Source organism: Microvirga sp. GN3, assembly GCF_055792825.1.
The window spans coordinates 1-8,328 of record NZ_JBVVAK010000248.1; the positions used below are offsets into that span (position 1 = coordinate 1).

An 8,328-nucleotide genomic window follows, 5' to 3' on the forward strand; every position below is an offset into this window, starting at 1 on the left:
CGCAGCCGGCCGACAGGGGCCCCGCGCAGGCTGTTGAGATCATCCAGGGCCGCGTCGATGTCCTGGAAGGCCGGAGCAATGCGGGCGAGCAAGCGCTCGCCCGCCTCCGTGAGGGCGACGCTACGGGTGGTGCGGTTGAACAGTCGCAGATCCAACCGCTCCTCAAGCGACTTCAGGGCATGGCTCAAGGCGGAGGGGGTGCAGCCCATCTCATCAGCCGCGCGGCGGAAACTCCGGTGCCGCGCGAGCGCCAGAAACGGCATCAGATCCGAGGGTGAGATGGTGCGCATTGTTGAATTCGGCTCACTAGCCCAGCGAAAAACCAGTCAATTATCTCATCGGTCGTCTCTTTGTAAAACATCCTCACTCGCTGATTAGGGCGATGCACGCTAGCAAGGAGGATCCCATGCGGACTTGGTTCATCACCGGCGCATCCCGCGGTTTCGGGGCTTTGGTCGTAGAAAAAGCGTTGGCACGGGGTGACCAGGTGGTCGCCTCGGCGCGCAATCCCCAAGCGATCACCGATCGCTTCGGCGACCGCCCCAATCTGCTTGCCGTCGCCCTCGATGTGACCGACGAGGCCCAGGCTCATCAGGCCGTCAAGGAAGCCATTGCTCGGTTCGGGCAGATCGACGTGCTGGTCAACAACGCTGGCTACGGACTGCTCGGGGCCGTCGAGGAGGCCAGCGGGGCGGAAATCGAAGCCCTTTATCGGACGAATGTCTTCGGCCTTCTCGCCGTCACGCGGGCGGTGCTGCCCCACATGCGCCGCCGGCGCTCAGGCCGGATCCTCAACTTCTCCTCGATCGGCGGTTATACCAGTGGACCGGGCTTCGGCGTCTACTGCTCCACGAAATTCGCCGTGGAAGGCCTGACGGAAGCACTTGCCGCCGAACTGAGCCCTCTGGGGATCCATGTGACCGCGATCGAGCCCGGGTATTTCCGGACCGATTTTCTCGACGCGACCTCGCTTTCCGTGAGCCCGATCCAGATCAGTGACTATGCCGAGACGGCTGGCGCGGTGCGCGCGAAGGCGGCGCAGATCAGCCACAACCAGCCCGGCAATCCTGACAAGCTCGCCGAGGTCGTTGTGGCTTTCGTCGACGCTCCCAACCCGCCGGTGAGGCTCCCGCTTGGCAGCGACACGGTCGCTGCGATCGAAGCCAAACATGTCTCGGACGCGGAGATCCTCGCCGCATGGCGACCGCTGTCGGTTTCAACCGACTTCCCGCCCGCCGCTTGATCTTTCTTCACGCCGGGTGCCTTTCCGAGCACGGAAAGGCACCCGAACGCGCAAGAATATCGGCGGAACTGAGCCAGGGGCGGAACAACAATATGGTATGGTGGCACAGATCGGGAGGATTCGATCGGGACGAACTGTGAGCCAGGTTCACGGGCTTGCCGCAGGGTCAGCTTTAGTCCTGCTCCAGAGTTGCCGTAGGCCAATTTCGTCCAATAGCATCCTAGCCGCATGCAGATCGGCTGTGTCGAAGCCCTCAACGAATCGACCGTAGACCTCGGCAAGCATTTCCCGTGCCTCGTTCGAGTGTCCTCGATGCACGTTCAGACGGGCAAGACTAGTCGCTGCGCGCAATTGCAGCGATAGTGCCGATTGTCGCTCGGCCAAATCAATTGCGGAGCGCAAACTCTCTTCCGCCCCGGCATGGTCCCCGATCTGCATCAAAAGTGTACCTTTGATACGCAGCAATTCCGGCAGATCAAACGAACCCCCATTTGAATTGACGATTGCAATCGTATCGTTGACTACGGCCATGGCCTCAACAAGGCGTCCGCTTATGCCCAGCCCCTCGGCCAAAGCCTGAGACAGACTGGGGGCATATAGCTCGTAATGATCGGCCCTCAGCTTCAATAGAGACCCGTGCAATAACTCGATGCCACGGTCAATCTCCCCACGGTTGATTAATACTGTCCCTTTCAGACCGCGGCCTACCGCAATATGCGGGTCCAAGCAGTACTTGGTCGCATACGCGATCAATCGATCTGCACGTTGGTCGACGGCGTCCCAGTCGCCGAGCCATCCAAATACTGACGCGCCCCAGATTGTCACGATGCAGAACGGCACCGGGCTTTGAATATTAATCGCTTCTTCATCGGCCCTTCTGACAGCCCGAACCGCCCGATCCGGATAGCCTAACAACCACAAGACCCGGCTTAAGCCGATCTGCGGAATGCGACTAGCGTTGAAAGCACTTGTGTCCGTGACTTGCGACGGAGGCGGCTGCCAAGTCTCCAGATGAGTCAGTGCCTCGGCCTGGTTGCCTACGAGATGATGGGAGGTGCTGAGTAGCCTATGCGCGGCCGACAATCCGATCGGATCAGCAATTTCATCGGCGACTGCTCGAGCCCGCTTAGCCAGCGCGAGCGTGTCTTGATATTTTCCAGTCCTGAGCCGAAACATGTGCAGATCGCTCAATAGCCTGAACTGGTAGAACTGATCCTCCAATTCTTCCGCGAGCTTGAGACCCCTCATGAGCGCAGCGAGAGCGCGGTCACTGTTTCCCTTCGTGAACATCATCGAATGACCGAAGGCGGCCTGGAGTTCCATTTCGCACTGGGTGGCGCTCGCCCCCTCGCCAAGTGCCGATAGCGCTTTCTCGGTCCACTGGAAGCATTCACTCAAAAGGGAGAACTTTGTAAACAAAGGCGCGGAGGCCGCAGCCAGCGCAATTCCACGACCTTCATCGCCGTGGCTCGAAAAGCTGAACTCCAGCGCGGCACGTATGTTGCCAAGGTCCTCCGCTAATACGCCATCTTTGTCGTTGTGAACGATAATGGCTTCGTTTGAGTCAGCGCGCTCTAGACGACCCTGCCAATAGAGCGCGTGGCGCAGACTAATCGACGGCGCCTCACCTAAGTCATCGAGCTTCGCACGGGCGTAGGCGCGCGTCGTGTCGAGAAGCCGGTAACGCATTGAGGCTTCGGACACGCTTGCTGTAGATACGAGAGATTTGACCGCCAACTGCTCCAGGGCATCAATAACATCTGACGGATCAAGCGTATCGTCGGCCACTACTGCTTGAGCGGCCTCAAGCGTAAAGGTGCCGACAAAAACAGAGAGCCTGCGGAGCACCGTCTGTTCGCGGTCGGTGATCAGATCGTAGCTCCAATCAAGCATCGCTGTCATTGTCTGATGGCGGGGGGACGCCGTGCGCCGACCGCGCCAGAGTAATTTCATGCGCCTATCGAGAAGAGCAGCAGTTTCGCGCAGACCGTGGGTGCTTACTCGCGCAGCGGCGAGCTCGATCGCGAGCGCGATACCATCAAGCTTGCGGCAGATCTCTGCAACAATCGGGGCATCCGCATCGGTCAATTCAAACTGATGATTGCCTGCGATTGCTCGTTCGGCGAAGAGATGCGCGGCCGGAAACGAGAGCGTCTGCTCGGCGCTCAGTTCGGCATCGTCCGGTGGGCTCTGCAGGGGGGGCAGCCGATGGACGTACTCGCCCTCGATGCGCAACAGTTCCCGACTCGTTGTGACCACGCACACCTGGGGCGCCTCCTGAACGATGCGCTCGGCCAAGTCAGCCACAGGCCCGATGACGTGTTCGCAGCTATCAAGAATAAGCAGTAACCGGCGGTCGCGGAGGAAGTTGACAACAGCCGAGGCTGGGTCGCTCGACTGAACCGGCAGCCCCAGTGCCGATGCGAGAGAGCCGGCCACGAGACCCGGGTCGCTGAGCAGTCCGAGATCGACGAAGCACACGGCGCCGCCGAAATCGGAGAGAAGAGCATGGCCCAGCGCAACAGCAATCGTGGTCTTGCCGATACCGCCAGGACCGTGAAGGGTGACCAGCCGTCTGTCGATCACTTGCTTTGATAGATCGCCTATTAGCTCGTCACGACCGACCATGCGTGTCAATCGGGGCGGAAGGCGTGCAGACGGCTCGGGGCCGCGAGGCGCGGTAGGTTGGGTTGCTTCGGGTTCAGCCCCACGCACGATGGGAGCAACGAAACAATATCCGCGGCCAGGAACGTTGACGATATAGCGCGTGCCCGAGCTTCCATCTCCGAGAGCCTTTCGCAATCCGGCAATGTGGACCCGAAGGCTGCTCTCATCCACAATCACATTAGACCAAACGCGCGTGATCAACTCATTCTTGCTGACTACATCGCCTGCCCGCATGACCAGTGCGATAAGGATATCAAGCGCGCGACCTCCCAACTGGACAGGTTCTCCCTCTTTCTCAAGGAGCCGTTCCGTCGCAAAAAGTTGAAAAGGGCCGAATGTTACACCGTGCACGGCCCGCGTGCGATTGCTCTCTATGCGTCTCAATCCAGATCGTGTCCCAATGTTCGTAGGAGCGCCAGTTATGGCCCGAGCTCGATGCTGGTTCAGGCCGCGGCTCAAGCTGCGAGATGCTTCAGCTTGGCCCGCGGATATCGAGTCTCCAGTATCGTAGAGGTGAAGGGCGTGTGGATAGGCACGCGTCCTCCTCGGCTCCGTCCGTCGGCGCTCCGAACCTGCGGAACGCGCTCTGAGCTGGTCGGCGCCATTCAGCATCGCACATGCTGTTCAGCTTTCCTGGTACTCCCATGCCGTCACAGCCATCACACTTACAAATATTCACAACACTTAACGCGCCGAGACCCGGAGTGACTACTATATCTTTGGGTTATGCCCGTAACCTAGGCCAAGAGACTCATGGCACCTTCAAAGCTCCCGTCCCCGATTGCCGAGTTGCTTGAGGCACTACGAAGGCGCGATCGGCCAGCCCTTCTCGCCGTTTTCGCCAACGACGCAGTCATAGCCGATAGGGAGGGCGCCGACCGCGGAGGAGGCATTTGCGACTGGAGCGATCGCCTCTTTCAGAGCGGCATGACTGTGCAACCAATAAACGCGGTCCGTCGGAACAACGCGACGGTCCTGACCGTCATAATCAGCAGCGTCGATGGGGATGGTGTCCATCGGGTGACGCAATTCGACTGGACGCTATCGGTCTCAAACGAGAAGGTTTCCACTCTCACAATCACAAGGTCTGTCTTGCCTGAATTGCCTGCTCCTGTGGCCTCCTATGTCTTGGCAACAAACACCTTTGATCTCCAGAAGTTGCTGGAGACCTTCGCTGACGACGCGATTGTCAACGATCAGCTCCAAGAGTACAGAGGCAAGGCCGAAATTAGAGATTGGGCTGATCGCGACATCGTCGGAAACCGCATGACCATGTATGTTGTCAGCGTACTGGAGCGGCACTGCACGGCAATTGTGGCGGCGAATGTCGACGGAGAATTTGACAAGCAGGGCTTGCCTGACCCGTTGGTGCTTTCCTTCTATTTCACAATATATGGTGAGAAGATCATTCAGTTGATTATTCTACGCAACGAGCCCGACATATAAGCCAAAGCCTGTTGTTCCCATTGCCGGCCTAGTTTATTGGCTTTAGTCCCGCCTCATTAATCAGCTTGCTCCAGAATATCTTCTCCTGCTGAATGACTTCATCGAACTCTGATGGAGTGCTACCTATCGGAACCAATCCAATTTCCGTGAACCGCTTCTGAACCTCGGGTAGCGTCATAGCCGTTTCGACCTCCTTGCTGAGTCGGCCAATGATCGGAGGTGGCGTTTCAGCGGGAACGAACAAGCCGAACCACACTGTCGTCTCCAAATCCGGATATCCTGCTTCCGCAACCGTGGGCAGATCGGGGGCAAAGACCTCGCGCGCTCGCGACGTACTCGCGAGTGCGCGAATGTCACCACTCCTTACGAGTGGCAAGGCCGCTGAGGGTGGAAGGAACGCCATGTCGACCCGACCGCCGAGGATGTCCGTAAGAAGGGCCGGTGCACCGCGATAGGGCACACCGCGGATGTCGATGTTTGCCTTGATCTTCAGCAGTTCCCCTGAAAGATGTGTTACTGATCCATTGCCCAGATGGCCAAACGTAAGCGCGCCAGGATCAGCGCGTGCTCGTTCGACCAACTCTCCGAGTGTGGCTGCTGCCAGGATTTTGTTCACAACAAGGATGTTTGGAAGACGATAAGCCAGGCTAACCGGGGTGAGCTTTTTCAGAGGATCGTACGGTATGCTGCTATAGAGCAGCGGGCGTAGGACGATATTTGCGCCAGTCAACATTCCGATCGTATATCCATCTGGATCGGAGTAAGCTGTTTGATCTGCTGCGATATTGCCCGCTGCGCCTGTGGCATTTTCTACAGTGACCGGCATCCCAAGGCTCTCTGCGAGCTTTTCCGCCACAATGCGAGTTCCAAGGTCATTGCCGGCGGAAAAGCCAAAAAGCAGACGTATATTTCTGGTCGGGTAGTCCGATTGCGCGTAAGCGGATGCCGCACTCGTCAAGGCGATAAACACAAGGACAAGAGACTGGAAACAGGCTTTCATGTGCCCCTCCGCGGGTGGTTCTCTGTTCCGACACCCAGCCTCTCCTATATCGGCGAGAAGTGAGTTGCGCCAGCGGAAGGGTGCCGTCGGCGCCGCCCCAACGAGCGCGGGCGGCTGGGCGGCCGCGACGGACTCATCGATCCCGTCGCCATCGCCGCCGCTCACTCGATGCTGGGCGTCTCCCATCATCTAATCGGCAATCTGGCCGCAGCGCGCGACGCTCCGATTCTCGTCCCGAGAACCCTGTGGCAAATGGGCTTCCCCGATCAGACGGGCGAGGCGGCTCACATAGAGCATCCCGACCGGTGACGGCGTGGGTGGCGCTCATCGGCTCCGCAAGCGTATTTCACCTGATGGGGGAATGGGAGACGGTCGAGGACTAAGGCGAGCAGCGCGTTACGAGAACGACACAGTCTGGCTGAGCTGCACCCTTGCGGAGGGCTTGGCTGCCCGCAGGCACTTCGACCAGGCATTGGCCCGATCGAGGAGCTGACCACCGCGACGGGGCGAAGCAGCGGCGTCTACAACCTGCCGAAGCTCCTGCGCGTTCGCGGCGATTTGCTGGCGCAGGCGGGCGATGAAATGGGCGCGGAATGCTCGCTTCGGGGAAGCGATCGCCATCGCCGATGCCCAGGGAGCGCTGTCCTGGCATCTGCGGACGGCGATGAGCCTTGCCCGGCTATGGTTCGGGCACGGCCGCCGCGACGGGGCGCGTGAGCTGCCTGCGGAAACCTATTCGCGCTTAAGGTTTTGGGACGGCGGATCTCAAGGCGGCCAAAGCCCTGCTCGATGCTCTCTACCGGCCACCCGAAGACGCTCGATAGCGGACGCCAACAGACGTCCACGGGTAGATGTTGCTCGCGTGATCACGGCGCCTTCACAACGTTTTACGGCATTTCACGACACTGAACTCGCGTAGCAACGGCCGTCGGTCGATCCTGCACACGTCAAGACGACGCGGACAGGAGAACGATGTCATGCAACTCACCTCTCATCAGGCGCAGGCCATCATCGATGGCGCGGAAGCCAAAGCTCGCGAGCTCGGGCTTCCCGTTGTCGTCGCGGTGCTCGACGCCGGCACCCATCTCAAGGCGTTCCGGCGCATGGACGGCGCGGTTCTCGCCTCGATCGACATCGCCGTTCGCAAGGCCACGACGGCCGTGCTGTTTCAGGCCAACAGCGAGGCCGTCTGGGAATACTGCAAGCCCGGTGCCCCGGCGCAGGGCCTGCAGCTGACGAATGGCGGCCTCGCCACCTTCGGCGGCGGCATACCGCTCAAGGGACCGGATGGAGAGGTCATCGGAGCCCTGGGCGTGTCCGGCGGCTCCGTGGCGCAGGACGTCGAGGTCGCGCAAGCCGCGCTCGCCGCCTTCGAAAGCCTCACACGCTGAACCCCTAACCCTCAACCACCATCGCTCAACCAGGAAAGGAAATACCATGTCCAAGACCATTCTCATCACCGGCGCAGGCTCTGGCTTCGGCAAGGGCGCCGCCATCGGCATGGCCAAGAACGGCCACACCATCATCGCCACGACCCAGGTCTCCTCGCAGGTGACGCCGCTGCGCGAAGAGGCCAAGGCACTGGGGCTCCAGAATTTCCGGGTCGAGCGCCTCGACCTGACCGATCCCTATGACATCGCCCAGGCGCAATCGTGGGACTTCGACGTGCTCTGGAACAATGCCGGCATGGGCGAAGCTGGCCCGGTCTGGGAAATCCCGATCGAGCTCGTGCGCAAGAACTATGAGGTTAACGTCTTCCTGCCGTTGGTGCTCACCCAGGGTGTCGTGCGCCGCTGGGTGTCGGAGGGCAAGAGGGGCAAGGTCGTCTTCACCTCGTCCATGGGCGGGCTGTTCACGCCGGCCAACTGGGGAACCTATGTCTCGACCAAGCATGCGCTGGAATCGATCGCCGAGGCGCTGCAACAGGAGCTGGCGCCGTACGGCATCAAGATCCAGACGATCAATCCCGGCG

Annotated in this window: 8 protein-coding genes; 4 read left to right on the forward strand and 4 right to left on the reverse strand. The window is 60.0% G+C overall.

Annotated elements, in window-relative coordinates; all coding sequences use genetic code 11:
* A partial coding sequence (locus ACS5Q1_RS45055) for a LysR family transcriptional regulator (protein WP_473104314.1) occupies window positions 1–290 on the reverse strand: 290 nt, incomplete at its 3' end.
* 116 nt (window positions 291–406) lie between these two features.
* Here ACS5Q1_RS45055 and ACS5Q1_RS45060 point away from each other — a divergent pair.
* A complete protein-coding gene (locus ACS5Q1_RS45060) occupies window positions 407–1,243 on the forward strand; it encodes an oxidoreductase (RefSeq protein ID WP_473104315.1) in 837 nt (278 codons plus the stop codon).
* A gap of 147 nt (window positions 1,244–1,390) precedes the next feature.
* Here ACS5Q1_RS45060 and ACS5Q1_RS45065 read toward each other — a convergent pair whose 3' ends face one another.
* Entirely contained in the window at window positions 1,391–4,261 is a 2,871-nt protein-coding gene (locus ACS5Q1_RS45065; RefSeq protein ID WP_473104316.1) for an ATP-binding protein, read from the reverse strand.
* Between the two features lie 402 nt (window positions 4,262–4,663).
* On the opposite strand from ACS5Q1_RS45065, the gene ACS5Q1_RS45070 reads away from it, so the two are divergent.
* Window positions 4,664–5,356 carry a nuclear transport factor 2 family protein gene (locus tag ACS5Q1_RS45070; RefSeq protein WP_473104317.1) on the forward strand — a complete coding sequence of 231 codons (693 nt, stop codon included), beginning with the start codon at window positions 4,664–4,666 and terminating at the stop codon, window positions 5,354–5,356.
* Between the two features lie 28 nt (window positions 5,357–5,384).
* On the opposite strand, the gene ACS5Q1_RS45075 is transcribed toward ACS5Q1_RS45070, so the two are convergent.
* Together ACS5Q1_RS45075 and ACS5Q1_RS45080 are read right to left on the reverse strand one after the other, a co-directional pair.
* Complete coding sequence (locus ACS5Q1_RS45075) at window positions 5,385–6,356, reverse strand: Bug family tripartite tricarboxylate transporter substrate binding protein (RefSeq protein WP_473104318.1); 972 nt, start codon at window positions 6,354–6,356, stop codon at window positions 5,385–5,387.
* A gap of 396 nt (window positions 6,357–6,752) precedes the next feature.
* The gene (locus ACS5Q1_RS45080) at window positions 6,753–6,977 is read right to left on the reverse strand and encodes a hypothetical protein (protein WP_473104319.1); all 225 of its coding nucleotides are present in this window, start codon (window positions 6,975–6,977) and stop codon (window positions 6,753–6,755) included.
* 356 nt (window positions 6,978–7,333) lie between these two features.
* Here ACS5Q1_RS45080 and ACS5Q1_RS45085 point away from each other — a divergent pair, with 356 nt between their 5' ends.
* A complete protein-coding gene (locus tag ACS5Q1_RS45085) occupies window positions 7,334–7,747 on the forward strand; it encodes a GlcG/HbpS family heme-binding protein (RefSeq protein WP_473104320.1) in 414 nt (137 codons plus the stop codon).
* A 46-nt stretch (window positions 7,748–7,793) separates the two neighbouring features.
* On the forward strand, window positions 7,794–8,328 hold a 535-nt coding region (locus ACS5Q1_RS45090; protein ID WP_473104321.1), incomplete at its 3' end, for an SDR family oxidoreductase.